The organism is Polynucleobacter sp. UK-Mo-2m-Kol15, assembly GCF_018881505.1.
GTDB lineage: Bacteria > Pseudomonadota > Gammaproteobacteria > Burkholderiales > Burkholderiaceae > Polynucleobacter.
Genome location: NZ_JACVQC010000001.1, coordinates 541,927 through 568,277, shown reverse-complemented (window position 1 = coordinate 568,277; position 26,351 = coordinate 541,927). Strand labels below are relative to the sequence as shown.

Below are 26,351 nucleotides of genomic sequence, written 5' to 3'. Positions count from 1 at the left end.
TAGAAAAACGATGAGCCAACTGATTATATATTTTCCAAAAGATGGCAAGCCCACTGTCATTGCCAATGAATGGCAGGTCTGGAATGGCGAGCAAGATGAAGGCGGTATTCCAGATCTTGAGCATGGATTACATAAAGTGCTCGTGCCTTTTCATTGGTGGATTACGCATCACCGGAACGCCGATATCCTTGCGCGGGCACAGAAAGGTGAGATTGGCGTCTGGTTTGCGGCTGATGATGACATCCTCAAGCATTCAGACATCATTGAAGAGGGTAAATTGCTCTGGCCAGTTGTGGGTGCGCATTTTCCTATTTTTAGAGATGGCAGAAGTTTTAGTACCGCAGCATTGTTGCGTGATCGCTTTGCTTGGAACAAACAGATCCGCGCTATAGGCGATGTATTAATTGATCAGTTATTGCAAGGTGCCAGGGTTGGCTTTGATGCCTTTGAATTACGCTCAGATCAAAATGAAGATATTGCTTTAAAGCAATTTGATTTGTTTAGTGTCACAACCCAAAATAGCTGGCGCAGTAAACGCTCATTGTTATCTACGCAATTATGAGCAAACCTCACGTTCCTGGGAAAGTATATTTGGTTGGCGCAGGCCCCGGTGCAGCGGACCTTATTACCGTTCGTGGCGCAAAGCTACTAGCGAGGGCTGATATTGTTTTTCATGATGCGCTAGTAGAACCTGAAATGCTAGAGCTATGCCCTCAGGCAATTCTGATTCCCGTCGGCAAACGCTGTGGCAAGCTCTCCTCCGCTCAGCAGTTCATTAATAAACGCCTGATCGATGCCACTAAAAAGCATCAAACGATTGTCCGACTCAAAGGCGGAGATCCCATGTTATTTGGTCGTGCGGATGAAGAAATTCAGGCGCTGAAAAATCTGGGTATTGCGGTGGAAGTCGTTCCCGGCATCACCGCCGCTCTTGCAGCTGCAGCAGCAATTCAGCAATCACTGACATTACGCGGTGTCTCACGCAGCGTTACCTTTGTGACTTTAGCGCAAGGAATAGAAAATACTTCGAGCGCTCAAGATGCACAATTACAGCCTTTAGAAAATCCGAACGCTGATACGCTGGTCTATTACATGGGACGTAAAGATGCTGCGCAAATTGCCGGACAGTTAATCGCCGCTAATCTCAATCACGACGCTGCTACGCCAGTACATATTCTGGAAGCGGCTAGCACCCCCAGGGAGCGTCATTGGTCTAGCACTTTAGGAGAATTAGCAGACGGTAAAGCAAATGATTGGTTTAATGTTGCCTCACCTGCACTCATCATGATTGGCGAGGCACTCAGAGAAAAACAGCAATCTAGCAAGATAGATGAGGTCTTAGAGAGCCTTAGTAGCAAAATCAACAATGGCTTGCAAAACAGCAGCATCCTCACCGACAGCCGGCGTAGCGCTTAAGTGCACAGTAGGAAACTCCCGCTGACAGGACTCCAGCAAGACTGGAAAGTCATTACGCAGATGACCGCCCTGCCCGAAAAATACCGGCACCACCACAATATCAGTTGCCCCTGAATTGACTAAGGAGGTAATTGCCTCGGCTAGGCTTGGCTGCATCATCTCCAAAAAAGCGAGTTCAACCCGCACATCAGGGTGCTGAACTTTCCACAATGAGGCCAAACGGTCAAAAGGCTCACGCCAGCGACTATCTCTTGCTCCATGGCCAAATAAAATGAGGGATTTCATAAAATTCTTTATAGATAAAAGTACACACTAATTCAAATAGCTCACCAGGAATCGCTTTAAAATAAGGACGATTCATGCCCTTGATAGAAAACATCTCTATCTTAACGAGCAATACCCTTTTTCACAGAAAAGATAAGATTATTCATGCATGCACTAGCGCCTTTACTAAATGAAACTTGGTTTATCGCGCTCATGGGCATTACCTTGATAGGCGCAGTCTTATCTGCCGTCCATCACGCTGAAGTGATTGCCCATAAAACGGGTGAGCCTTACGGAACATTAGTACTAGCAATCAGCGTGACCATTATTGAAGTATCACTCATCATCGCCATGATGTTAGCGGGCCATGATGGCTCTCAATTTATTGCGCGTGATGCCGTATTTGCTACGGTCATGATCGTGATGAATGGTGTGATTGGTTTATGTATTTTCATGGGCGGAATCAAGCACTATGAAATGTCTTTTCGTAATGAAGGGACTAATTCTGCATTAGCAGTTTTAACTGCTTTGGCGACTTTCATCTTGGTTATGCCAATAGTGACAGTAAGCACTCCAGGGCCCGATTTTACAAAGAGCCAACTTGCCTTTGCGGGCATTGCCTCTTTTGCCTTGTATGGGGCTTTTATTTTCTTCCAAACAGTAAGCCATCGCGACTACTACCTCCCAAAACAGGCAGCCTTAAAAACGGATAGCGGTGTGCATGCCGATAAGCCCAGTAATCTAAAAACAGCTAAAAGCCTAGTATTGCTTCTAATTTCTCTGGCAATCGTTGTCGGCTTGGCAGAGGGGCTCAACCCTGCAATTGAAGCTGGTGTTCAAGCAGTTGGGGCACCAAAAACGGTGATTGGTATTGCCATTGCGATGTTAGTACTCTTACCAGAGGGTTATGCGGCTGTCAGGGCTGCACGTGCAAATCGCCTGCAAAGTAGTCTCAATTTGGCTTTGGGCTCTGCTCTAGCAAGCATTGGATTGACCATTCCTACTGTTGCCGCATTTGCCATCTTTTTTGATCTACCGCTTAGCCTGGGAATTAGCTCACTCAATATGACGCTGATGTACCTATCCTTCTTTATTGGCGCACTCACATTAGCTATTGGTAGAACGACACTGCTACAAGGCGTTGTTCACCTCATCATTTTCTTTGAATACCTTTTCTTAAGTCTAGTACCCTAGTTCATGCTCTTGCCTTCTTACTTGCGCTCACAAGGAAACACTCAAGTCTGCATGCTGATTGCAATCTTTTTAATCAGCAGTCCACTTTACGCAGAGGCCCCAAAAAATGCTCGAGACCCCATTGCGATGGCGATGCTTGAGACACTCCCTGTAAGACCTTCCATTCTGGGCGCAGTACCTGAAATCAAGAGTCACAGCATTTCTAGCGACTATGGAAATCGCATTAGCCCCCTAAGTGGCGTACATGAAAATCATGATGGGCTTGATATTCCTGCGCAATTTGGTAGTCCAATTCTGGCGGCCGGAAGAGGCAAGGTGATCTTTTCTGCTTATGCTCCCGGCTACGGAAACTTAATTGAAATCGATCATGGCCAAGGTGTAGTCACGCGCTACGGTCATGCCTCTGAACTGCTAGTTAAAAGAGGTGAGATCGTCGAACAATCGCAGAAAATTGCGACTGTGGGAAGTACCGGTAAATCTACTGGGCCTCATTTACATTTTGAAGTCAGTAAAGGTGGTGTTTCGATCGACCCTAAATTACTTTTCTTAATTGAGGGCAAGAAATCGGCCTCCGATCTGCAGCGCTATACCTTCATCTTCAAAGATATTCGCCTCAAGGCACCGAGTCAACTCAAGACTTCTACATCCACCCAGAACACACCTGAAGTGGTTTACACCTCAAGCGCCACCAGAAAATCCGGCGAGCCACAAGTAATTGTTAGGGCACCTGCTGGGAAAGTCCAGCAATAAATACATCTAGCGTGGACAGGCTTTAGAGAAAAAACTGAGCAATTGCTGGAGCAGCGGCTCCCAAGATAACGGGTCTGGGGTAGCATTATTTTGCATCGGCTTGCTTGCCGATAGGGCATTTGAAACGGTGGTGACCACAGGATTATTGGGTTCTGGGTTGCAAAGCTGGCTAGCGAAGATGCTAATAAGTACAAAAAATATTAACATCAATCCAATTGTTATTTTCAATGGCTTAGCCTGCATATATTTCTCAACTTAGCATCTTCCAATTAAAGCTTGGGGATCTTTTTCAGATCCACTTGAATCGTTGCGCCATATTGATCGCTTAAGCCAATGACGGAGCGCAGAGGAATATGTTCTTTTTCAGAAAACCAAACCTCAAAAGTAGCAGAATCATCCTTAGAGGTAGTTTTGTAATAGCGCACTGCTTTTACCTTGCTGCCATCAAATGGAAACTCCCAAACCTCTCCACGAACTAAGGTGTAGTTTTTTAAGGAGCGGCCATCAGTTACTGGTAACACAACTGATTTAGCTGGTAAAGCTCGGCCAATGAACTGATAGCCTACCGTCAGCATATCGAGTAATTGGCCCGCATAGGGCGCAGTGCCTGTTGGTGGGGTACGCGATGAGACCTTATAAAAATTGATGACATTCTTAGGTACATCTGCTTTAGCAATTAGCAATTCAGTATTGCCACGTTTCTCTTGATAGGTATTTGTCAGCATACCGCCAGCGCCAACGCTGCCAACTGAATCACGAATGAGTTTTTGACCCTGCAGCACTGTAGAAAGTACTGGTAGCAGTGTTCCCGTAGAGTTGATATGGTAACGATCTTTGTTGATATCTACCTTATCCACTACCGTAGCCACCTGCATTGAGCCTTTGACTAAAGTAAACACTTGCTCATACGAACTCGGCGCTTCACCCGATTGCTTTAAGTAGGCGGCTCGCTTGGATGGATCGGCGGTAATTTTCAGTTCATACTCAAATTGAGCGGAGATCGGGGTAGGCACTTGTTGCCCATAAGCTAGAGCTGAAAAGGTCAGTAAGCTAGTAATGCTGACTAATTGGTAAATAGATTTGTTCATTAGAAATTGACAGTGTGATTAAGTAAATAATTAGGTGATTCATTTTTAGCTAGTCATTAGCTATTCCTGAGAACTTTATAGTGCAAAACTGGTCCCGTTGATCTTCCAGTAGAGCCCACCTTACTGGATTGCCTAATTTTACTAACGATTCTTGTGCATGGGCATAGCGACATACCACGGCATGTTGATGCTTTAGATTATCTTCACTACTATACTACCCAGCCCAGGCGGCACGAATAACCGCACTATATGCTCTAGGCAATATCGCTTTAATACGGTTACCTCTTTAACAGCTGAACACTTTTATAACAGCGATAGAAGTTACTCAAGTGCGCAGCCTAACTCCCCAGCTAGAACAATTACCATCCAGCTTACTGCACCAGCAATCTCTTAGTGGCTAAACATTATGATTGCATTGCCCTGATCTATATTGTCGTAATTTGCATATAAAACTATTTTTTCAATATTTTTTATTAAAATATGGTAAATTTAAATAAATATCACTATTTAATGCAAAATGCGAAAAAAAGATCAGGCTCAACAAAGCAGCACCCCTATCCTTGAGGTATTTAGTAATGCCCAGGCCTGGAATACTGAACTAGCATTTGAGGCACTACAGACGCTTGGAGAAGCAGGTACAAAACGCACTGCGGAAAGACGTTTGCATGAATTAGATTTATGGCCAGGAGAACTAAGTCCTAGCCTATTGAGGGATGACTTTGGCCGGCCATTAAATTTACTTGTATTGACCAAGCAACTTGAAATAGCGCGCTCTAAAAGGAAGCTGATTTTATTCGCTCAATTGCATACCCTCACAAGCGGAGACATATTTTTACATGCGAACTCTGCAAAAGGAGGTCGAAACTGGATTTACATTGGCAAAACAATCAGCCTCAAAGGGATCATTGATGCCATTAATAAATTGCAAGATTTTTTAGCAAAACCAATCCAACTCTTTCCCCACGGACAATTAGTCAGCTACTTTAGGGATAGCAAGAAACTTCAGGCCATCAATTCTTTGACGGCCTATCGCGAAATACCCCCCGCTCATGCCGGTATAGCGAAAAATAAAATACCTCTACCCCCTCATTTGGCGCGCCTAGAAGCTGAAAGTATCTTCATCTTTAGAGAGGCCATTGCGCAAGCAAAAAATCCAGTCATGATGTACTCGATTGGTAAAGATAGTTCTGTGATGTTGGAGTTAGCAAAAAAAGCGTTTTATCCAGGAAAGTTACCCTTTCCATTGCTACACATCGATACTCGCTGGAAATTTCAAGCAATGTATGAGGTGAGAGATGAGATTGCTAAAGATCCCAATATCAATTTAATCATCCACACCAATCCAGTAGCCATTGAAAAAAATATCAATCCCTTTGATCATGGGTCAGCAGTCCATACGGACATCACTAAAACCGAGGGCTTAAAACAAGCTCTAGATCAATACCAGTTTGATGCAATCTTTGGAGGCGCAAGGCGTGATGAGGAAAAATCACGCGCCAAAGAGCGCATTTTTTCTTTTCGCACAAAAACTCACCATTGGGATCCCAAAAATCAACGTCCTGAACTATGGAATCTGTTCAATACCAGAATTGATCCTGGCGAAAGCATGCGCATCTTTCCTCTATCGAACTGGACCGAATTGGATATTTGGGAATATATTTACTACCGAAATATCCCTGTGGTGCCCCTCTACTTCGCCCAAGCACGCCCTATAGTAAATAGAAATAATCTCTTACTAATGGTAGATGACGACCGCTTTCAGCTAAAAGATACTGAGCAAATTAAAGATCAACTGGTTCGATTTAGAACACTGGGCTGCTACCCATTGACTGGCGCCATTGAATCAACCGCTACTAATGTGCCAGAAATTATTCTTGAACTCATCAGCGCACGTCAAACTGAGAGGCAGGGAAGAGCTATCGATAGTGATGCGAATGCCAGTATGGAAAAGAAAAAACAAGAGGGATACTTCTAATGCGCCCGCTTAATACCAAAACCTCCCAGAAAGCCATCTTGTCAAAAAAGAGCAAGAAAGTCGTCCAGCAAGTATCTGCTCCATCAAGAAATACTCCCAAGACAATCGAAGCCTTTTTGGCGCAAGAAAATAAACAAGATTTATTACGCTTTATTACCTGTGGCAGTGTAGATGATGGCAAGAGCACCTTGATTGGCCGCTTGCTATGGGACTCCCAATCACTCTTAGATGATCAAATTGCGTCTCTTGAAACAGATTCAAAAAAGTTTGGGACACAAGGTGAAGGCATAGACTTTGCTCTGCTGGTGGATGGATTGGCAGCCGAGAGAGAGCAAGGTATTACGATTGATGTGGCCTATCGCTTCTTTTCTACCAATAAACGTAAATTTATTGTGGCTGATACTCCTGGGCACGAACAGTACACCCGCAATATGGTCACTGGAGCCTCTACTGCTGAATTAGCCATCATTTTAGTAGACGCTACCCAAGGCTTACTTACCCAGACAAAGCGCCACGCGTATCTGGTATCGCTCATGGGTATCAAACAAGTGATCCTAGCCATCAATAAGATGGATTTAATTCATTACGACCAAGAGACATTCAACAAAATTAGCAATGCTTTCAATTTGCATGTGAAAGACTTTGGTTTTAACAGCATCACAGCCATTCCAGTTAGCGCATTACTTGGTGACAATATCACCACGTCATCAAAAAAAATGTCCTGGTATCAGGGCCTCACATTAATTAACGCACTTGAAAATGCGCCTATTGAAAAAATAGCCGAAGGGCAAACACAACAGCCTTTCGTTTTACCAGTCCAAATGGTTAACCGGCCCCATTCTCAATTTAGGGGCTTTAGTGGCACTATTGCGAGTGGGCAAATACGAGTTGGGGATACTATTCGCGTCACGGCTTCCGGCCAAACCACCAAGATTAGTGAAATCATCACCCCCAACAAAATCCTCTCCAAAAAAGGAGAAAAAGCTCAAGCAGGTGAAGCAATCACCATCACCCTTCATGATGAGATTGATATCTCTAGAGGTGATGTATTGACCAGCCCGAAAGAAGCACTTACGAGCTCTGATCAATTTGAAGCAACGATCATTTGGTTAGATCAGACAACTGGACTCATCGGCAGAAATTATGATTTTATTTTATCGACCCAACAAGCAACTGCCAGTATCACTTCCATCAAGCACCAAATTGACATTAATACCCTAGCCAAGAATGCTTGCAAAGAGCTATCCCTTAATGAGATTGCTTTATGTAATATTGCCTTATCAAAACCCGTCACATTTGATACTTATGATCACTCCAAGGAGCTCGGTGGATTTATCCTCGTAGATAAATTCTCGAACGCTACCGTAGCAGCAGGCCTCATTCGGCATAGTCTACGACGGGCTGATAATATTCATACACAGGCACTCAGCATCAATAGGGCTGCAAGAGAAAAGCAGCATGGTCATCAAGGTAAGGTAATTTGGTTTACCGGTCTTTCAGGTTCGGGCAAATCTACCATCGCAAATGCACTTGAGCTAGAGCTCCATAAACAAGGAAAACATACCTACCTACTCGATGGAGATAATGTTCGCCAGGGGCTTAATAAAGACCTAGGCTTTACTGATGCCGACCGAGTAGAAAACATGAGACGCATTGCTGAAGTAGCAAAGCTCATGATGGATGCCGGCCTGATTGTCATGACAGCCTTCATCTCTCCATTTAAGCGAGAAAGAGAAATGGCAAGGCAACTCATTGGAGAAGAAAACTTTATTGAGGTATTTGTTGATACTCCAATAGAGATCTGCGAAGAGCGAGACCCAAAGGGGCTTTATAAGAAAGCGCGAGAAGGAAAACTACCCAACTTCTCAGGAATCTCTAGCCCCTATGAAGTTCCAGAAAATCCAAATGTGATTATTGATACAGGAAAAAAGAAACGTGGGACTAACCCACTAGAGAAAATACTGCGCTTACTCTAAGCGGGTGATAGCTTCTCCAACTGTCCAAATTGAAAGAGCTCAAACAAGATTATTTACAATGCTTTGCAGACTTAAGTTGAGGCCTGGTAAGGCAGGAAGGAATATGCCCGTGCTTATTTGACAATTTTGAGTGCAATAAAGATATTCCAAATGAGGAGTATTACTGCTAAACAAGAGATCACCATCAGACTTAATTCAACCCTAAACAAACGCACTCTTTTATGAACATACTCGATAGATAACATGTGAACCTCTCATTAACCAATCAATAGAATTAGCGTAAACCACAGAAACATAAATTCCTAGTGATCTATACGGATTAAAGTGACAGAATTGACTGACATGATTGCTGCAGAATTACCTCAGCACCCTCATCAGCACAAAAGAGAGGTGGGATGTAAAAGATTCATGGAGGAGAGTATTAGCCAGTAGTCCTGCCGATCTCTTTGAGATTCGTAATAACTGCCGCCTTAAGCCAATTTTTAGAGCTCAGCCCAGGAGACTTAAGAGACACTTGGGCGTTTTGGGGCATTAGAAAACCTACCGTAATGCGCTATTTAGAAGGAGCAAATGTATATTAACTAAAACAAAAAATTGAATAAGCAACTGCTGACCCAGTGATTACTCCGGCTAAAATTTCAACACGGGTATGACCCATTCGCTCACGCAAAATCGATGGAGAATTTTTAGTTAAAGAATTTAACTGATTAATTATCTCGGCATGTTTTCCAACCTGCTTGCGTAAACTACTAGCATCCAAAATGACAATAAAGGCTAAAGCGATAGCAACGCCAAAAACAGGTATATTAATCCCCTCTTTTAGGGCAATGAGTGTAGCCATGCTTGATACGATAGCGCTGTGATTGCTGGGTAAACCACCATAACCAATCAAGTCAAAAGCAAAACGACGAGCCTTCAAACTATTAATTAAAAACTTCAAAATTCCAGCAATGAGCCAAGCTAGAAAAGGAGTGATTACATATGAGAATTCTTTCATAGATGCATCCCAGACAGAGCCCAAACGCAAGTAGCAATCCAAAGAACTACAACTGCCATTAGCTGCCAATCAGAAAATAAAGCATCGGTTGGAGATTCCCCGCCATCTAGAGCTTCCACCACATACCAATAGCGGAAAAGGCCATACAAAACTAGCGGGATAGTGATCACCAGTGCTGGACGCGTAGACATTACAAACATACTGTAAAAAAGTAAAGCGCCTGTGGCAGACATTTCAGCATAACGATCTACCAGCGCTACTGAGTATTTCTTTAAAACCCTACGGCCTTCAGATCCACTTTGTGCTATCTCTTGACGACGCTTTACTGCAGCCAAATACAGAGCCAAACAAAGAGTAGTTACGCACATCCAAGCTGAGGCGCCTAAATCTAGAGCTACAGCACCCGCAATCACACGCAAAACAAAGCCAATGGCAATTGTAAAAATATCAATAACTGGCTCATGCTTTAGGATAAATGTATAAGCTAAGTTAAGCACCAGATAAGCAATAATCACCAAAATTACTTTTGGCATGACCAAATAACCGAGAGCCAAAACAAAATAAAGAGCCGATAGAAGTACTAAGGCAGCATTTTTAGAGACAATGCCAGAAGCTAGCGGGCGAGATTTAGATTTTCTAGGGTGCTGACGATCAAGATCAACATCATGAATATCGTTCACTATATAAGTTGCGGATGATGCCAAGCAAAACAAGAATGTGGTTAGGACAGCATTATTTAGCGCAACTGGATTAAATATTTCACCCGAAAAAACCAAAGGAGCAAAGACAAATCCATTTTTCACCCATTGCTTTGGTCTTATTAACTTTATAAGCCCAATTATCCGATCCTTAAGGCTATATGTTGTTGCAGAAATTTTCATATTTCAGGGAATAATAGATTTTTACTGAAAAAAGTTAGCTAGTGAACTCCATTCTCTCATTAATTACAATATCCATATATATTTAAGGCTCTATTAGCAAATCCCAAACAACCCCCTTAAAATAGCAGTAATGATTCCCGCCCCATACACCAAGGTCTTCAGCAGTCTTTGAAAACCGTGCAAAAAGACCAAATGAAGCCAATTTCTTCCTGGGGATGCCTAAGTCATGAAGATCACCATGTTGTCCCCCTAAATGATCGGTTTAGAGCTGCCGAGGTAATCCAAGCGCGGTATGATGGTCATCTTGGAATTGCTCATGGCATGGGGCGTAGCTATGGTGATATTGCCTTAAACCCAAGCGGCCCTCTGTGGCTCACTACTGGACTCAATCACCTCATTCACTTTGATGAAAAAACTGGCCGCTTGCGCTGTGAAGCCGGGGTGCTGTTAAGGGATATACAAAGACTATTTATCCCAAGAGGCTGGATATTGCCTGTCACCCCCGGAACTCAGATGGTGACTGTAGGTGGGGCGATTGCAAATGACATTCATGGCAAAAATCATCACTTATTGGGATCATTTGGGGATCATGTCCAATATATAAGATTGATGCGAACTGATGGCACAGAAATTGAATGTGGTCCAGGTCAGAATGCAGATTGGTTTGCCGCCACTGTAGGGGGGATGGGACTTACCGGCTTAATTTTAGAGGCAGAAATTCAAATGCGGCCCACTAATGGCCCTTGGCTCGATACCGAAACCATTCCGTACTCAAATTTATCTGAATTTTTTGAATTAGCGGATAGCTCGGAAAAGGACTGGGAGTATACGGTCTCTTGGATTGATTGCATGTCCAACAAAGGTCAAGGCATCTTCATGCGTGCTAACCCAAATAATGAATTAAAGGATACGCCAAAAATGAAGGCAGAGAAAAAAATGCCTTTTGTGCCACCCATTTCTCTGGTTAACTCCTTAACCCTACGCCCTTTTAACTTCGCCTACTACAACCTCAAAAAATACAAAGCAAGCATGGGGGTTGTGCATTACGAACCTTTCTTTTATCCACTCGATAAGTTGCTGGAATGGAATCGTATGTATGGACCCAAAGGGTTCTTTCAGTATCAAAGCGTTATCCCCAGAAATGTTGGGCAAGATGCAACTCAAGCCATGCTCAAGGAAATTGAAAAGTCAGGCGAAGGATCATTTCTTGCAGTCCTTAAAACTTTTGGCAATAGAGAATCTATTGGCATGCTCAGCTTCCCCGAGCCAGGCGTCACATTAGCGTTAGATTTTCCAAATCACGAATCGCGTACACACAAACTTTTGGATCGTTTGGATGCTATTGTCAAAGAAGCTAAGGGTCGGATATATCCGGCCAAAGATGCCCGCATGCCTCGCGAACTATTTGAGGCAGGCTACCCGAAGTTAAATGAATTCTTAAAATATCGTGATGCTGGAATGAGCTCATCACTATCACGTCGCCTACTAGGAAGTTAAATTGAATACTACAAAAAGAATTGCCATTATTGGTGCCACATCATCTATAGCTGAGAATTGCGCAAGAATATGGGCGCAGAAAAGTTCAGTGGAATTGATTTTGGTTGGCAGGGACCAAAAGAAACTAGAGGTTGTAGGCGCCGACTTGTTAGTGCGCTCACCAAAAACTAAAATAGAAACATTGGTAACGGATTTTATTGATCCAACCACTATCAGCAAAACTGTTGACTCCCTATTTGCAGCTGGGCCCATTGATATAGTCTTAATAGCCCATGGCACCCTACCCTCGCAAGAGGACTGCCAAAATAATTTGGCTATGAATTACAGCACCTTAGAAATTAATGGAATTTCCCCAGCACTTTATGCGGAGGCTTTTGCCAAGCATATGGCGAAACTGAATCAAGGATCTATTGCCATTATTGGCTCAGTTGCTGGTGATCGCGGACGCAAATCAAACTACGCATATGGCGCTGCCAAAGGCTTGGTGACGAGATATGCTCAAGGATTACAACATCGCTTTGCAGGCACTAATGTTCATGTCTCGCTAATTAAGCCAGGACCGACCAATACGCCCATGACCGCTTCAATGAAAGGCAATGAGAAATTTGCCTCTCCAGAAGAAGTCGCGAAAATAATTACCGACGGAATAGATGCTCAGAAAATCGAAATTTATGCGCCAGCTAAATGGTGGCTTATTATGATGGTGATTCGACATCTACCAAGATGCATATTTAACAAAATGAATATTTAAAAATACCTTGGTAAGGGCTTAAATCAAATCTTATTATCACTTTCGTTTACCTGAGATATCTCTAAAACACCAAGGCAAATAAAACCTGTCAGCACTGCAAACCAGATTGTTGCAAAACGAATTCCAACTGCTGCAATAGTGGCAATGCTGGTAGTAGTGCCGTATATACCTAAAAGCAAAACAATGGATAGCTCAGTAGAGCCTACTCCGCCAGGGAGCATGGAAGCAGCACCTACCAACATAGCCATTGGATAAATACTAAATGCCTCCAAAGGCGGTATTGACAGACCAAGGTTTGACAATAGCCACAAAAACCCACATGAAGTTAGGGTCCACGCAGCCAGGCCAAGGGAGATGGAAATTATTAAGTCCAAAGGAGTTAACCAAGATCGGCAGGACAGCAGACCATCGCGAATAACTAAAACAAGTTTTTCCAACCAAAGCCAAGAATGCCCATTAAAAAACTCACTGATCCACGTCAAAAAATTGGGATTCAAAGCAATTGCAACCAATAAACCAATAAAAATAGTTACAAAACTTAGTGCAAGTACGAGCAAGTCTGGGCGACTTATTACCAAAGAAGCTAAAAATAAGACGGCAATTAAATCAAGTGCGCGCTCATAAATGAATGCTGCAAAAGAAATATTTGAGGGCACACCCACCCTAGCGAAATATCGGATGCGAATTAATTCACCAACTTTTCCGGGCGTGGCAGTAAATGCAAACCCAGCGAGATAGGCCATAAATCCATACATCCACCCAACTGAAAACCCTGATCGGGACAAAAGCCAACGCCAGCGAAGGTATCTAAAAAAGTAGGATAGGAGTGATATACCCAAAAGCAATGGAATTGCATTTGCCAACAAATGCAATTGAGCTAATACCTGATTTTTGGCATCTACCCATAGCAATAAACCCAAGTAAAAGCAGGTGAGGAAAATAAATGCGATTGCCGCCTTCCCAATTTTCATCACTGCTACTTAAATGACCAGCGCTTATGGCCAAGATAGCTCGTGAATACCGGGAAAGCAATTCCAACAGCACTTGCAATTTCAGCTACATATTTTTGGAAACCAAGGGCTGGCAAGATGTAAAAATTTAATCCCATGCTAATCGCCCAAGTCTGGGCCGCAGCCAAAATATTTACCAAGGCAAAGATAATTGCTGAACGCTTGATTGTCTGCGTACTAGACTTAAAAACAAATATCTTTGCCAGAATAAAGGCGGTGATCATGCCAGTTAAATAAGCAAAGAGAACCGATGCAGAAAAACTGCAATATTGATTATAAAAAATACGGGATAGAAAATTAACGGTAGCTGCAATACCGCCGGTAATTAAAAAGCTAATAAATTGCTTTGAAAAAAATTGGTGGATCACCTTACAGCATCCTGAGCCATTTTTCGACCGAAATCTATACTTTCAGAAATTCCCCGATCTTCAGGGTAGTAGTAGGAAGTATCTGCAACCCAAAGCCCCTTAATTGGAAGCTTAGCCCTTGGAATAGTTTCCAAATATCCAGGCACGCCAATCGGCTGAGCAAATCGATATCGACTTGCTCGAATATCTAAGAAATCTTCATCTTTAAGATCGGGGTTAATTTTCTTAAAATATTTTTGAACTTTTTCAAGAAACGCCTCATCAGGTTCGGCAAACTTCGGGTGCTCTCCCGGCATATAGAATGGCACATACACAATAGAGTGATCTAGTGGACGTAAATTTGAATACTCGACTATTCCCGGAATATCCATCTCTGGATCATTTGTATTGAGCCAAAAATTCTCAGTTAATTGTTTACGCAACTTCACAATCACACAAATAACCGCAATATTTTTCACAGACCTAAATTGCGCCAAAATTTCTTTTGGCAAATCTGGCATTACCTTAGGAATATAAGGTAAGGGCATCGTGCTTATTACAGTATCAAATTGCTCAACACCATGTAAGGTTTCCACCCCTTTTACTGAGCCACTTTCAATAATGACCTTAGTAACAGGCGTTTGAAGTCGAACCTCTCCGCCATTATTTTTGATGTCTTCATGCATGCCCTGCAACAAAGTCTCAGAGCCGCCCTCAAGATAACCTAGCTTTTCCTTAAATAGGCTATAGCGTGATCGCCCGATTCTACGAATACGACTCCAAATCCAAGCTGCAGAGAGATTGCTTGTGTAATCATAAAATTTATAATCAAATAATCTGCGCCATAAAACCTCATAAGCCTCCGGACCTACCCAGCGCTGAATCCACTGAACAGCATCCACTTTGTCTAAGGGCTTCCAGTCATCACGCTTAGTAGATAGAAATGCATGTAAGCCATAACGAAATTTAGCAACAAAACTAAGGCCACGAAATTTGAGTAATGCGATTGGATTACCCCATGCCTGCAATTGATTTAGATACCAGTACCCCATTTTCGTAGGTACCCATCTCATCTTGTCAGAGAGATTTAGCTCATCCAATACCTTTAAAAAGGCATGATCTGAAATGCAATGGAAATGATAGTAGCGCTCAATTTTTAAGCCAGAGAAGTCAAAGGCAGCGGTCATTCCACCGACCCTGTCATCTGCCTCATAAACCACGGGATGATGGCCATCTTTAGCCAACTGGTAGGCAACAGCCAGACCCATTGGGCCAGCACCTAAGACTGCAACTTTTTTTCCCACGCTAATTCCTCTTAAAAATCGAGTACTACCTTACTATATTTGGGGTGATTAAATGTTTCTTCAATTGCTTGCTCAAAGGGAGTGAAAGGAACACCAAAGGTTTCCGGCCAGTTTGTTACTTCAAACTCATCTTTAGCAACTAAAGCCTGCAGTTGTTGGGTTGTGAATGGTGGATTTTTATCAAAAAGGGCCCAAACCCAAAGTAACGCATAAAAGAGTCCATACGGAATTTTTAAGATAACAGCCTTAGTGCCAGTCGCCCTTTTAATCACACGAATCATGTCAATATAGTCAATCTTCTGATGGCCCGATATATTAAATATCCCGCTAGGAATTCTATTTTCAATACAACTAATAATTACCCCACAAAAATCACCCACATACAGCGGCTGACGCATAAATTTTCCATTACCAGGAATGGGGAACACGGGAATTTTTTGCATCAGACGAGCAAGCCATCCCAAGTGTTTTCTATCAAACCAGCCAAACATTAAAGTTGGGCGCAGGATTGGGCATGCAATGCCACCTGCAAGAACAATCTTCTCTTGCTTAATCTTGCTTCGAGTATAGAAATCATCAGCAACAGACTCAACAACAGAAGAGCTAATGTGCACCAGATAAGGAATGCTATTTTCCTTAATCAAATCAAGAATTAGCTCAGTTGATGAGATATTATTATCGATAAACTCCTGATAAAACAATCCCCCAATCTGCGCCTGGAGCATCACAACAACATCTGCACCCTTAAAATAATTTTGCCAAGCTCCTGGCTTTGATAGATCAGCATTAATTGTAATTACAGCAGGATGAATGACTTGAAGAGACTCTAAATTTGTCTTGTGCTTATCGATAACGATAATATTGTTATAGCCCTTAAGAACAAGTTGGGCAACTAAATTTTGACCGACAAGTCCAGCGCCACCCGGTAGAATAATGCGTAATTTGTTCATCTATTTGCCTGTACTTACTTTCAAGCCTATTGCTGACCACTCCCCCCATCCAACCCCCTGGTCGGTGAGTTTTAAGAGAAAATTATCGGGAAGCCGACTATCTGAAAATTCAAGGATAACCCAATCCTTGGCTAGTGGAAGTTGAGTAGGCGCAAGTCCAGAGTTAATTATCTCAACCATCTGATGGCGATTCGTAGGCCCTGAGCGATAAAGTAATTTATCACCTCGATTCAGCTTAACAACCACGCTGCCAGTATCCATATCGGAATTAATAAAGCTTCCAAGCACCCTAAAGCCGGGAATATTAGATTTATAAAAATCTTTTCCGATCCAACTATTTAAGCCAATGTCAATGCTTTGAACAGAGGCAATTTCCCTACCTTCACCACCCCTCCATTCGAACTCCGAAACAGTGAAACGAGAAGCATAGGCCATCCGACACTGGAATTTTCCACCAACTATATATATGGCCTTACCGCGCATATCGGCAAATAAATATCCCTTAAAGCCGGCTCGCTCAGCACCCCTTCCCATCGCCAGACCAACATCTGGTCTTTCTTGACCACTATAAGCATAGCCTACAATCTTTTGACTATCATCAATAAAATAAAGGACTTCTTGATATGCGGTATTTTTTGGCTCAAATACCCATCCCCTTACCCGATCGAACAGTGGATCCTCACCCAATACATTAATGTCATCTAGGTGGCCATTACAATCGGGAAACGCTAAATTGCTAAGCTCGATCTTTTGGCCAAGGCCTTTTCTCAAATCTTTTAGGGGCTTCGACCCAAATATAGACACATTTTCTTCAATTGGAGCCTTAGCAAGCGAAAAGACCCAATCAAGATTTGGAAAAATAGTCTTGACTTGTTGCTGGTCTCTCACACCCAACTCAATTGCCAATGAAGCTACCTGTTTTTCAAAAATAAATTCATTCTGTGAATTCAAGGCCTTTAGTTGAGCGGGCATCATCCCAACAAGGATCGCAGATAAAATGAAAAACATGCTAATCTTGATAGCCAATACCCTCACAAATGGATAAATAAGGACAATAAAAGCAGCCCAACACATTAAAGCGGGTGTTGTATAGCGACTAGCTAGTGATGCCTCCACCCCAAAATTAAGACGCCCTCCCGCTGTACCAAATGCAGATCCGCCGACATATAGAATGAAGAAAAGAAGTGCGAGCATTAAGGTAGAGTTTTTGGGGGCCTGCAGTGCCTTCAAAGCAAATCCAATAGACCCAAAGATTAAAACTCCTCCAGCAATCTTAGCGGCCAAAAAACCAACCTTACCCATCCCGAAAACATAGTAGAAAGGTCCCCCGAGATACATGAGTACAAACTCTGCAAATCCTTTTGGGTTCTCACTTAAGGCAGCGCTTAATGAACTGTGACCAACGGGGGCAATATAGTCAAAGAAATAAATTGACAAAACACAAGCCGAAAGAAAGCATAAGGTAATTATTCGTCGCCAGCCTCCACCAATAAGCACACAAAAAATTGATAGCAATGGTAGGGTGATGACTCCATTTGCCATAGCGCCAGCCGAAAGAAGCCCGCACCCAGCTGCTCCCAAAAAATAGAAAAGGGATCTACCTTCAATCGTCGAAGATTTATGCATCAAGTAAAAGCTAGCTAGAGGAAGTAGTTGGGCCAAAAAAAATTGACTTTGGAATCCCCAGGTTAAATTTTCTTTTTGGCACCATGAAAACAGCCAGGCAAATATAAAAAAACTCACCCATTTGCTATTCGATGGAGATTCTTTTAATGCAGCTCTAAAAATTAAATATCCAGTCGTAATAAAGACAAAATTCATTAAAAGCAAAAACCAAACTTGCCCATGAAATAAAGCAAGGTCTATCCAAAACAGAATTCTTGATAATAAAATTCTGTGTTCATTGTGTTGAGCAACCCATGAATACCAATTACCTGACTTTGCTCGGGTATAAAAGTCTAAATATCCGTCCCACATATCCCAGAATGGAATATTAGAATAACCCTTAATTACACCAATAACAGCTAATCCAAAAATAAACAGGGCGGATAAACAAAATATAAAATTAATCTTATATTCGTAGAAATTTAGGCAATCTCTAACATAAGCTATTTGCTCCAGATATCTTTTTTTATCCATATACTTAAATGTATCTTAAACATTCATAAAATTTTTGTTTAAGAGTATTTCTAGGCGTGATTACTACTTATAGCGCCTGCCCTCAATTTTTCCAAAATTTAGATAGTGGCTTTCTGGGTCAGCATTGCTCTCTAAAACATCTGGATTCAACTCTAAATATTTTGAAGCAACAAAATCAACAGGTAAATTTTGACCAGAGATACATGGAGGCATCAACCTCTCGACTAAGCTCTCATTAACTTCACATCCAGAAATAATATTTTTTACAATACTGCCATTAGAGATATCAATAATATCTCGATAATAAATTTGACCTTGATTAATATCATTTGCTACAGGCGTGGTAAAGCCACACCCCTTAAAGAAATAATGCGTTACCTGACTCCACCTAGTTCTAGATCTATCTAGCATCTTGCTACCACCGTGGACAAGGTTAGATGCCCAGATTAACCCCTGTCCAGCCTTGGCATAGAAGTATTTTTTTTGCACGCCATGTGAATTGGCTAGCGCCTCCCACAAATCAACATATTTACTATAGTGACCGTAGGCATTTCCTATGTCAAATCCACTTACACCGATATGCTCGTTAGCATACGAAGGCCACTTATGTGAGCCTGGATAATAAAATAAAGGGCCATTATTTTCATCAATATCTTCAAATGCCACCCAAACACCGCACATAAATCTTTCGGGTAAGCTGCTGAAGTGCACGTGATCACTGTGCCCACTTTGTTCGCTACTCACCGCAAAATTCAGAGTTTGAAATGGGAATGCTGGCTTCCCATAAAGACTAGTTAATAAGGAAATAATTTGTGGGTTTGAGGCAATACTATTAACTCGGCTATCAAACTGCCATGCATCCTGAATTCGCAAGCTCTCGAGCTTTTCAGCTCGCCAAGCATCCCAATCATATTTATCCTTAAAGTCAGATGGAATCTGATTAATTGCTTCAATTAATTTTGAGTCTAAAAAATTAAAAACCGCAAAACCATTTTCGTTTAAATCCCTAGCAATTCTCAATTCCTCTCCTGACCAAACCTCTTCAGCAAAATCATTAAAGAAAGGGCTTTCAACTAAAGGGACTCCAGGTAGCAAGTGAGTTGTTTTCATAAAAAGGAATGTAAAATAGATAAATTTTCTTGATTATAGACACATTATGAAGATGAGCCGGAAAAAGCGTAGCCCCTTTACCCCCCCAAATGCTTTAAGAGTTACTATTAATTGAGATATTTTTAGGTCTGATACAAACCATTAGCTTCGTACATTTAAAAAGATGATTTTTATGTTATCTGTAACTCCTATGAAAGACCTAATGTTAACGATAAATAATTTAATTTATTCAAATCGTTCTAGTTTTAAAGGGTACTGAAAAGGAATTTCGATGATCTATTTACTGTAAACCTAAATAGCACTGATAACCTGTAGAATAGTTACACTGAATCTTTAGAAGCTTCTGAGGCTAAATTTCCCAAATTTAGGGAAATTAAATTTGTTTGTACAGTATATTAAAAAATCATTATAAACTGATTAATGAATATTTATTTTTTATTCAAGATAAGTGCAAAAATATCGACGCTTAAATCACAGCTTACAACAATATATGACCACGCCAGCGACTTGGTAGAATATCTCCAAAAGGCTATGGTACATCAGGAGAAATAATACATTAAATACCTCAATGAATAAACTCAGTTAGATGACTGGTTTCATTTTAATTGATAACGTTATCTAGAAAGATGGGGATGTATCTTATATTCATATAAATCATTATGATGCTGCTGAAATAACTGGCATGCTAGATTCATTTTACCTAAAAGACCATCAGTAAATCTACAATCAATGTCAGCTCTATCAACTTCATTCCTCATAAATCTTACTAACAACCTTTCGAAATCATTTATACAATATTTATCAATAATTTCAGACTCAGAATAGGGGTAACAAACTGCATCAATATCTGGGTTTAATGACAAATAAGTACTGAAGAGTCGCTCAATAATGAATGGTAGCAGTGGGGCACTTACGGTATGCTTAGTCATTGCCAAGACCCCAATGGTTGCTGGATGGTTAGGATTTTCCAATAAGAATTGGTTTATTGGCTTTAGAATACCTACAATATATTTCTCCAAAAAGTTTGGCGTCCCAACCCAAAAATTTGAGTAGGCTAATAAATTACTGCCATGCCGTGGAGTCCTCTCAATATCTATTGGTATTTTTGCTGCCTCTAAAAGTTGCTTAGCAGCTTTTTTTAGCCCGGGATGTGCTATTTCTCCCTGCATCCAAACGTTATAAGACCAGTACTTGATTTGCGGGAAAGGATTTATAAAGTAAACGTCCCCCCCTGGATTGCTATTTACAAAATCAATAAATTCCTCGCCCGTAATATGTGTTTTTAATTGAAATTTAGGTGAAAATAATCCTGTATATTCAGCATTAAAATGAATATAAGCATCATATATATTAATCAAATGTTTAAGCTCACGCCATTCTGAGAGGGAGTTATCATTAATCATGAGTGGGCAAAATGCAAGATCTACTATCTTCTGATTTGCCTTATAGAGCGGCTCATAGATTAATATCTTTTTTCTCATTGATGACCTGCAGATAGCAAGCAATACCGGTTCAAATCAGGGCGCCATTTTAATATAGAAAAAGAGGCATTCGGCACAGAAAAACTTGGGTATCTAGTCTCTATGGGTATACCTAATAAGTATTGCAATATTACGCTTATAGGTCCACCATGCGCAACGACACTAATGAGGCCGGACTCAGATGTTCTTGGAAATACCTCCTCATCCACCCAATTACAGACACGATAAGCCATATCTAAATGTGACTCACCCTCCTCATATTGATTTGCAATATTTTTATTAAATTCTGGAAACTGTTGATTGAAGTCAGCTTCCAACCATGTGCCAAACTTTCCGGGGTTTGTTTCTGCAAGCCTTGCATCAAAATTAATCTCAATACTTTGCGAGTATACATATTCAGCGGTTTCACGTGCTCTTGCCCAGGGACTAGAAAAAATGAGTGAGGGCATGTGCCTCATTTCCGCGAGAGTATGAGCTAATTCCTGTGATTGAGAAATACCCAATGCACTCAGGCCATCATACCGATCAGCAATCAACCTGCCGGCAGCATTGGCCAGTGATTGACCGTGTCGGATCAAAAATAAATCCATATATAGAGCTCACTCAAATCATAGTCTAAGAAGGTTCAAGAAAATTTTAGCAGGCTCTTTTAGTCCATGATTTTTAACTACGTCTACATAGGCACTCTCCCTTATCTCGCGTCTTAATAACGAGTTTTGAAGCAAGCTATTCATTGCTTTCTCCCAAGAGAGCGAATCATTATCAACAAGAATTCCATTAACTTGATGCTTAACTACTTCTGTATAAACTGGGGTGTTGGAATATATGCCAGGTATCCCGAGTGCGCCATAGTCTATATACTTAATACAAGATTTACAGCTATTGAAAAATAAGGAATCTGCATCCTCTGGGCCCCCCAATGGCACGATTGAAAACCAATATCCCTCGCTTAATATCGCTCTTTTATATGCCTCATTATGCAGAAATCCTCTTATCCTAATTCTTGGTATTTGATAAATCTCAGGAAAAATATCACCCCAATAATCAATTGAAATCTCTGGATTATCATTCAAAAAATTAATAATTAATTCAAAAAATTTCTCCTTGAATTTAATCAATTTAATTCCATCCGTATTAGAAAAAAGAATTTTTGGTTTTTTTGATTCTGACCAACCACCATCTCCAAAGCCAAAAGCAGACGGATCAATCCCATTTTTCAGCAGAAATATGGGATTGCGCAAAAGAGCGACTTTATCCATTAAAGCATTACAAGAGACAGTAACAAAAGTGGCATTTCGAATCATCCAAATAATATTTCCGAGCTGATCCTCAAGCAAATCTGTTACAGAATATTCGGGCAAGTCGAGTATCCAATCATCAAGATCATATATAGTTTTTAGGCCAATATCATGAGACATTTTCATAATATTTATAGCCTGCCTAGAAGAATGCTTATTAAACAAAACCACATCGCAACTCTTTAAATCCATAAGAGTGATGTTATCCTCCAATATTTCGCAGAAACTAATTAATTTTCGCCCACTCATATAATTTAGTAGCGGAGTAAATCTTGCTCCAATCGATCTTGATAATAAATTCTCATCTGATAAAGAATTCCTTTGAATCACTAAAACTCGAGTTATAGAGTTTCTACTGGTCATCGCAGCCAAGAATTGAGTTTATTAAAACACTGCCGACCAAATGATCTAAGTTGTTGGATAAAAAACATTCATAAGCCTTTTTTATCTTAATTGATCTATCCGAATCATTTAATGCTGCCATCACCCCTTTAGCAATATCTGCAGAAGAATCTGGCGAGACTATCCAGCAGTGTTTCGAGAAATATTCTTCTTGCCACTCACTAGCCCCAATAACGACCGGACGCTTTAGAATTGCCCCTTCCAAAACAGATCTTCCCGGAGGATCAAAGCTTGGCTCTACGAGAACAGCAGCACCTCCGATAATAGAGCGCAATAGAGAGCTTGATGGGGAAATGAAAGGTAGGAATTTAATTCCGTGATGGGCTTCTAGCTTGCATTGGCGAGCATATGCCTCGTCTCTTGTACCGCCAATAAATACTCCATCCATCGAGAGGCTGTTTAAGGCTCGAATAAGCTCTAATTGATTTTTAATTGGCTCTAGCAAACCAATACACAAAACGTATCCCAGTTTATCTGTATAAGCCATAGCTAGTTGTGCATCGATTTCTTGAGAAAAACTAGGCGATATTGGCAATCTTGAAACCACAATCCTGTCGTGGGGTAAAGAAATATATCGAGAAAAGTTCTGAAGCTCTGCTCTTGATTTAAAAATTACCTTATCCGCTGCTAATACCAATGCCTTTACTCTTTCAATTTCTACCGGAGAAGGGGCTTCAAACCACCAAACATTTGGATATATAAAGATTTTTTTGCCAGCCTCCTTTGCAGCAAAAAATAATGGAGCTCCGCTAGCCTCAACCGAAAAATGAATAATGAAGTCATAGAATATTAAAGGTCTGCTAGCAGGGCCATAAATATCTACAAGGGCACCGGCACCCCTTAGCATTTCTGCGGTCCTAATTATTTCTACCTCCCCCCCACCGCTTGTTGAATATGCAGTACTGTATGTTGTAAGAAGTATCTTTAGGCCACTGGTCATTACTAAACTCCTTTACCATCATCAAGCGCAGATAGCCAAATGGAATCGCTAGCTAAATTCAAAACTATCGAAGCACGAGCTAACCTCTCGCAAGCGTCCTCATCCTTGACAAGTTTAGACTGATTTACCTCGGCAGAGATTCTGGCAGCCCAAGCAGATGGACAGTCACTATCAAGAAAAATCTCCGGCTTTAAACACAGCTCCTGCGCAGCACTTCCCCCAAGCACATAAACTGGACTACCAAAACTCATAGCCTCAAGCACAGGAACACAAAATCCCTCATGTTTACTTGTCACCAAAAGACCGCTTGTTGTGGTGTACAAATTAACTAGGGCTTGTTCGTGTATAACACCCGTAAAATCAATACTACTCAAAACCCCTAATTTTCGAGCCTTATTAATTAAAAACTTGAAATAGTTATAGTTAGGCGTACTACCAACTATCGAGAGAGTAGCCTGTTTAAGTGAATTATTTACCTCAGCCAATACTTCAATTGCAAACTCAATATTTTTATGTGGGACGCATCTGCCAACCATTAAAAAATTAAGTTCATGCCTTCGACTATATTTGGTGGCTACTCTTTTATACGTCGCCATATCCAAAAATACAGGCGGGATCACTAAAAGCCTCTCTGGATTAATGATATTTTCTAATGCTAAGGATGTATATTTTGAATTACAAATTATAGTATCAAAACTTTTAAATTTTTTTATTTGCTTAATTGCCAAACGACATAATTTCGCCGTCACTATATCGAACTCATTAAGCAGTGCTGACGATGTAACACCATGAAAGTAACAAATCTTTGAGCATTTAAGTTTTAAGAGCGCATCTAAATAAGGGTCATAAATTGAATAAGCAATAAGGAGAATATCTGATTCATTAACACTTCCAAATAAATCCTCTATAGGGATAATAAGATCATCATCAGCTTCAAAATTTTTTGCGTAAATGCTTATCTCATAACCGAGTCGCTTACCCATTCTAGCAATACCAAGGCAATGATTTCCAACAGCATCACCCTCAAATATATCAGGCGCACATATTCTTAGCCTAATCATAGAGAATATTCAACTCGGATTTTTGATAGTCTGCCGAGGTAGGCGCGGCTTACTGTCGACATGGAATATTTTTCAAGTATGAGATCTCTTCCTGCTTTTGAAATCTTATTTCGCTCAACTGGATTCTCAAATACACGAACTAGTTGCTTTGATGCAGTATTTATATCAGGATCACACCAATATTGACCTTCATAAAATAAATAATCTCCTGGTAACAGTGGCTGCAATTCTCCATCAACCATGTAAGCTGTAGAACTATTACAAAAATCTACGTTCCCAGAAAAGTTAGTTACCACTACAGGCTGCCCTAGTAACATAGCTTCGGCAATTACCCTTCCAAATCCTTCACTTCTATGCAATGAAATATAGCAATCGCATGAATCCATCAAATTAATGAGATCCTGCCTTTCCATTCTTTTTTGAATAATATGAATACGTGGATCTTTTGCTGCAATTAACTCAATTTTTTTCCACATAGAATCATTTGGATTGACATTCATAGCCTTAATTACAAGTCCAATATTTTGATTTTCTAAATTTAATGGGAAGGCCTTTTGAAAAGCCTGTACACCCCCCAAAGGATTTTTCCTACTTAACCAAGAATTTCCATCAAACAGCAAATAAAATAAAAAGGAGTTGCTTGGGAGATTCATTGAATCCCTCAAATTTTTTGTGGGTTTAGGTATTGAGATCACCATTGGCATATTGAATACAGAAACTATTCCAAGTTTTTTATATACCGTTGCAACAAACTCACTTTGAGCCCAAATTTCATCAACAAATTTATCAAGGCGCCCAAAGGCCGATGGCCAATGAGGAAGCTCCCATGGCCAAGCTCCAATTCGATATGTTTTTACATCAATTAAATGCCTCCCCCCCTCCAGAGCCAAGCGGTACATATCGGGAGGAGGAAGACAAAATATAGAAACGTCATATTGCAAATGATCACTTACAAAATGGTCGACTGAATGCTCTAATTTAGGCGGCCCAGACATTGGGGCCTGAATTGCAACGACTGGTATTGAAAGATTATTTATAACATTTGTAGCCATCCTAGCATCCTCCCCAAGCCCAAGAGTGCTCTGAGGAAAACCAACAACATTCACTCCAAAAGATTCTTTCACGAATTAAGTCCAGGATTTATTTACTAAAAAGTAAGGGAGAAAATGAAATTTCAGACATTAATGGGTACTGGTCTTTACCAATTTTCTCCCACCACTCGGCGCAGGCTAACTGGCCAGTAATCTTTTCTAGATTAAAGACTTGTTTTAGATCCTCGCGCTCATCTACTAGCAGGCGGATAAAGCGTGGGATATGGGATACATCATCTGCTTGTTCATCGGCATGAGCCAATGATTGCCAAAACTGCGCTGTCTGCCACTGCAATCTGGGGTACTGGTCTTTACCAATTTTCTCCCACCACTCGGCGCAGGCTAACTGGCCAGTAATCTTTTCTAGATTAAAGACTTGTTTTAGATCCTCGCGCTCATCTACTAGCAGGCGGATAAAGCGTGGGATAT

General features: G+C 41.1%; 24 protein-coding genes and 1 pseudogene. 8 read left to right on the top strand and 17 right to left on the bottom strand.

The annotated features are described in order from the left end of the window. The first annotated feature begins 10 nt into the window (after positions 1-10). The gene (locus tag ICN43_RS03055; protein ID WP_216197138.1) at positions 11-562 is read left to right on the top strand and encodes a DUF934 domain-containing protein; all 552 of its coding nucleotides are present in this window, start codon (positions 11-13) and stop codon (positions 560-562) included. Next, complete coding sequence (gene cobA / locus ICN43_RS03050) at positions 559-1,416, top strand: uroporphyrinogen-III C-methyltransferase (protein WP_216197137.1); 858 nt, start codon at positions 559-561, stop codon at positions 1,414-1,416. The genes ICN43_RS03055 and cobA overlap by 4 nt, the downstream gene beginning before the upstream one ends. Here cobA and ICN43_RS03045 read toward each other — a convergent pair. Beyond that, positions 1,339-1,701, bottom strand: coding sequence for a sirohydrochlorin chelatase (locus tag ICN43_RS03045; protein ID WP_216197136.1), 363 nt, complete (start codon positions 1,699-1,701; stop codon positions 1,339-1,341). The genes cobA and ICN43_RS03045 overlap by 78 nt on opposite strands. Positions 1,702-1,845: 144 nt before the next feature. Between ICN43_RS03045 and ICN43_RS03040 the strand changes: the two genes are divergently transcribed. Both ICN43_RS03040 and ICN43_RS03035 read left to right on the top strand, forming a co-directional pair. Continuing rightward, on the top strand, positions 1,846-2,874 hold the full coding sequence (locus ICN43_RS03040; RefSeq protein WP_216197135.1) for a calcium:proton antiporter: 1,029 nt from the start codon (positions 1,846-1,848) through the stop codon (positions 2,872-2,874). Positions 2,875-2,925: 51 nt separating this feature from the next. Then, entirely contained in the window at positions 2,926-3,624 is a 699-nt protein-coding gene (locus tag ICN43_RS03035; RefSeq protein ID WP_216197134.1) for a M23 family metallopeptidase, read from the top strand. Between the two features lie 269 nt (positions 3,625-3,893). On the opposite strand, the gene ICN43_RS03030 is transcribed toward ICN43_RS03035, so the two are convergent. Then, entirely contained in the window at positions 3,894-4,712 is an 819-nt protein-coding gene (locus ICN43_RS03030; protein WP_216197133.1) for a DUF3108 domain-containing protein, read from the bottom strand. Positions 4,713-5,769: 1,057 nt separating this feature from the next. On the opposite strand from ICN43_RS03030, the gene cysD reads away from it, so the two are divergent. Beyond that, positions 5,770-6,687, top strand: a complete 918-nt coding sequence (cysD, locus tag ICN43_RS11255) for a sulfate adenylyltransferase subunit CysD (protein WP_370623193.1) — start codon at positions 5,770-5,772, stop codon at positions 6,685-6,687. Beyond that, positions 6,687-8,663 (top strand): sulfate adenylyltransferase subunit CysN, encoded by a 1,977-nt coding sequence (cysN, locus tag ICN43_RS03020; protein ID WP_216197131.1) that lies wholly within the window; start codon positions 6,687-6,689, stop codon positions 8,661-8,663. Before cysD ends, cysN begins: the two co-directional genes overlap by 1 nt. 577 nt (positions 8,664-9,240) lie before the next feature. On the opposite strand, the gene ICN43_RS03015 is transcribed toward cysN, so the two are convergent. Together ICN43_RS03015 and ICN43_RS03010 are read right to left on the bottom strand one after the other, a co-directional pair. After that, the gene (locus ICN43_RS03015) at positions 9,241-9,660 is read right to left on the bottom strand and encodes a divergent PAP2 family protein (protein WP_216197130.1); all 420 of its coding nucleotides are present in this window, start codon (positions 9,658-9,660) and stop codon (positions 9,241-9,243) included. Beyond that, complete coding sequence (locus tag ICN43_RS03010) at positions 9,657-10,463, bottom strand: decaprenyl-phosphate phosphoribosyltransferase (RefSeq protein WP_370623145.1); 807 nt, start codon at positions 10,461-10,463, stop codon at positions 9,657-9,659. The genes ICN43_RS03015 and ICN43_RS03010 overlap by 4 nt, the downstream gene beginning before the upstream one ends. 270 nt (positions 10,464-10,733) lie before the next feature. Between ICN43_RS03010 and ICN43_RS03005 the strand changes: the two genes are divergently transcribed. Further along, positions 10,734-12,038 carry an FAD-binding oxidoreductase gene (locus ICN43_RS03005; protein WP_216197128.1) on the top strand — a complete coding sequence of 435 codons (1,305 nt, stop codon included), beginning with the start codon at positions 10,734-10,736 and terminating at the stop codon, positions 12,036-12,038. Between the two features lies 1 nt (position 12,039). Next, entirely contained in the window at positions 12,040-12,789 is a 750-nt protein-coding gene (locus tag ICN43_RS03000; RefSeq protein ID WP_216197127.1) for an SDR family NAD(P)-dependent oxidoreductase, read from the top strand. A 23-nt stretch (positions 12,790-12,812) separates the two neighbouring features. On the opposite strand, the gene ICN43_RS02995 is transcribed toward ICN43_RS03000, so the two are convergent. The 13 genes and pseudogenes from ICN43_RS02995 to ICN43_RS02935 all read right to left on the bottom strand — a co-directional run. Continuing rightward, positions 12,813-13,760 carry a lysylphosphatidylglycerol synthase transmembrane domain-containing protein gene (locus ICN43_RS02995; protein ID WP_216197126.1) on the bottom strand — a complete coding sequence of 316 codons (948 nt, stop codon included), beginning with the start codon at positions 13,758-13,760 and terminating at the stop codon, positions 12,813-12,815. Positions 13,761-13,765: 5 nt separating this feature from the next. Next, complete coding sequence (locus ICN43_RS02990) at positions 13,766-14,167, bottom strand: GtrA family protein (RefSeq protein WP_216197125.1); 402 nt, start codon at positions 14,165-14,167, stop codon at positions 13,766-13,768. After that, a complete protein-coding gene (locus tag ICN43_RS02985; RefSeq protein ID WP_216197124.1) occupies positions 14,164-15,450 on the bottom strand; it encodes an FAD-dependent oxidoreductase in 1,287 nt (428 codons plus the stop codon). Before ICN43_RS02985 ends, ICN43_RS02990 begins: the two co-directional genes overlap by 4 nt. A gap of 11 nt (positions 15,451-15,461) precedes the next feature. Next, positions 15,462-16,400: an NAD(P)-dependent oxidoreductase gene (locus tag ICN43_RS02980; RefSeq protein ID WP_216197123.1), complete on the bottom strand. Its 939-nt coding sequence runs from the start codon at positions 16,398-16,400 to the stop codon at positions 15,462-15,464. Beyond that, entirely contained in the window at positions 16,401-18,539 is a 2,139-nt protein-coding gene (locus tag ICN43_RS02975) for a hypothetical protein (protein WP_216197122.1), read from the bottom strand. 63 nt (positions 18,540-18,602) lie between these two features. After that, on the bottom strand, positions 18,603-19,649 hold the full coding sequence (locus ICN43_RS02970) for a phytanoyl-CoA dioxygenase family protein (protein ID WP_216197121.1): 1,047 nt from the start codon (positions 19,647-19,649) through the stop codon (positions 18,603-18,605). Between the two features lie 614 nt (positions 19,650-20,263). Further along, positions 20,264-21,130 carry a hypothetical protein gene (locus ICN43_RS02965; RefSeq protein ID WP_216197120.1) on the bottom strand — a complete coding sequence of 289 codons (867 nt, stop codon included), beginning with the start codon at positions 21,128-21,130 and terminating at the stop codon, positions 20,264-20,266. Beyond that, positions 21,127-21,720 (bottom strand): histidine phosphatase family protein, encoded by a 594-nt coding sequence (locus ICN43_RS02960; RefSeq protein ID WP_216197119.1) that lies wholly within the window; start codon positions 21,718-21,720, stop codon positions 21,127-21,129. Before ICN43_RS02960 ends, ICN43_RS02965 begins: the two co-directional genes overlap by 4 nt. 18 nt (positions 21,721-21,738) lie before the next feature. After that, positions 21,739-22,791, bottom strand: a complete 1,053-nt coding sequence (locus tag ICN43_RS02955; protein WP_216199863.1) for a glycosyltransferase — start codon at positions 22,789-22,791, stop codon at positions 21,739-21,741. Continuing rightward, complete coding sequence (locus ICN43_RS02950) at positions 22,781-23,770, bottom strand: glycosyltransferase family 4 protein (protein WP_216197118.1); 990 nt, start codon at positions 23,768-23,770, stop codon at positions 22,781-22,783. Before ICN43_RS02950 ends, ICN43_RS02955 begins: the two co-directional genes overlap by 11 nt. 2 nt (positions 23,771-23,772) lie before the next feature. Then, positions 23,773-24,831: a glycosyltransferase family 4 protein gene (locus ICN43_RS02945; RefSeq protein WP_216197117.1), complete on the bottom strand. Its 1,059-nt coding sequence runs from the start codon at positions 24,829-24,831 to the stop codon at positions 23,773-23,775. Beyond that, positions 24,828-25,955, bottom strand: a complete 1,128-nt coding sequence (locus ICN43_RS11250) for a glycosyltransferase (protein ID WP_216197116.1) — start codon at positions 25,953-25,955, stop codon at positions 24,828-24,830. The genes ICN43_RS02945 and ICN43_RS11250 overlap by 4 nt, the downstream gene beginning before the upstream one ends. Before the next feature lie 16 nt (positions 25,956-25,971). Then, positions 25,972-26,351: pseudogene (locus ICN43_RS02935) on the bottom strand (glycosyltransferase family 1 protein); the annotation flags it as partial.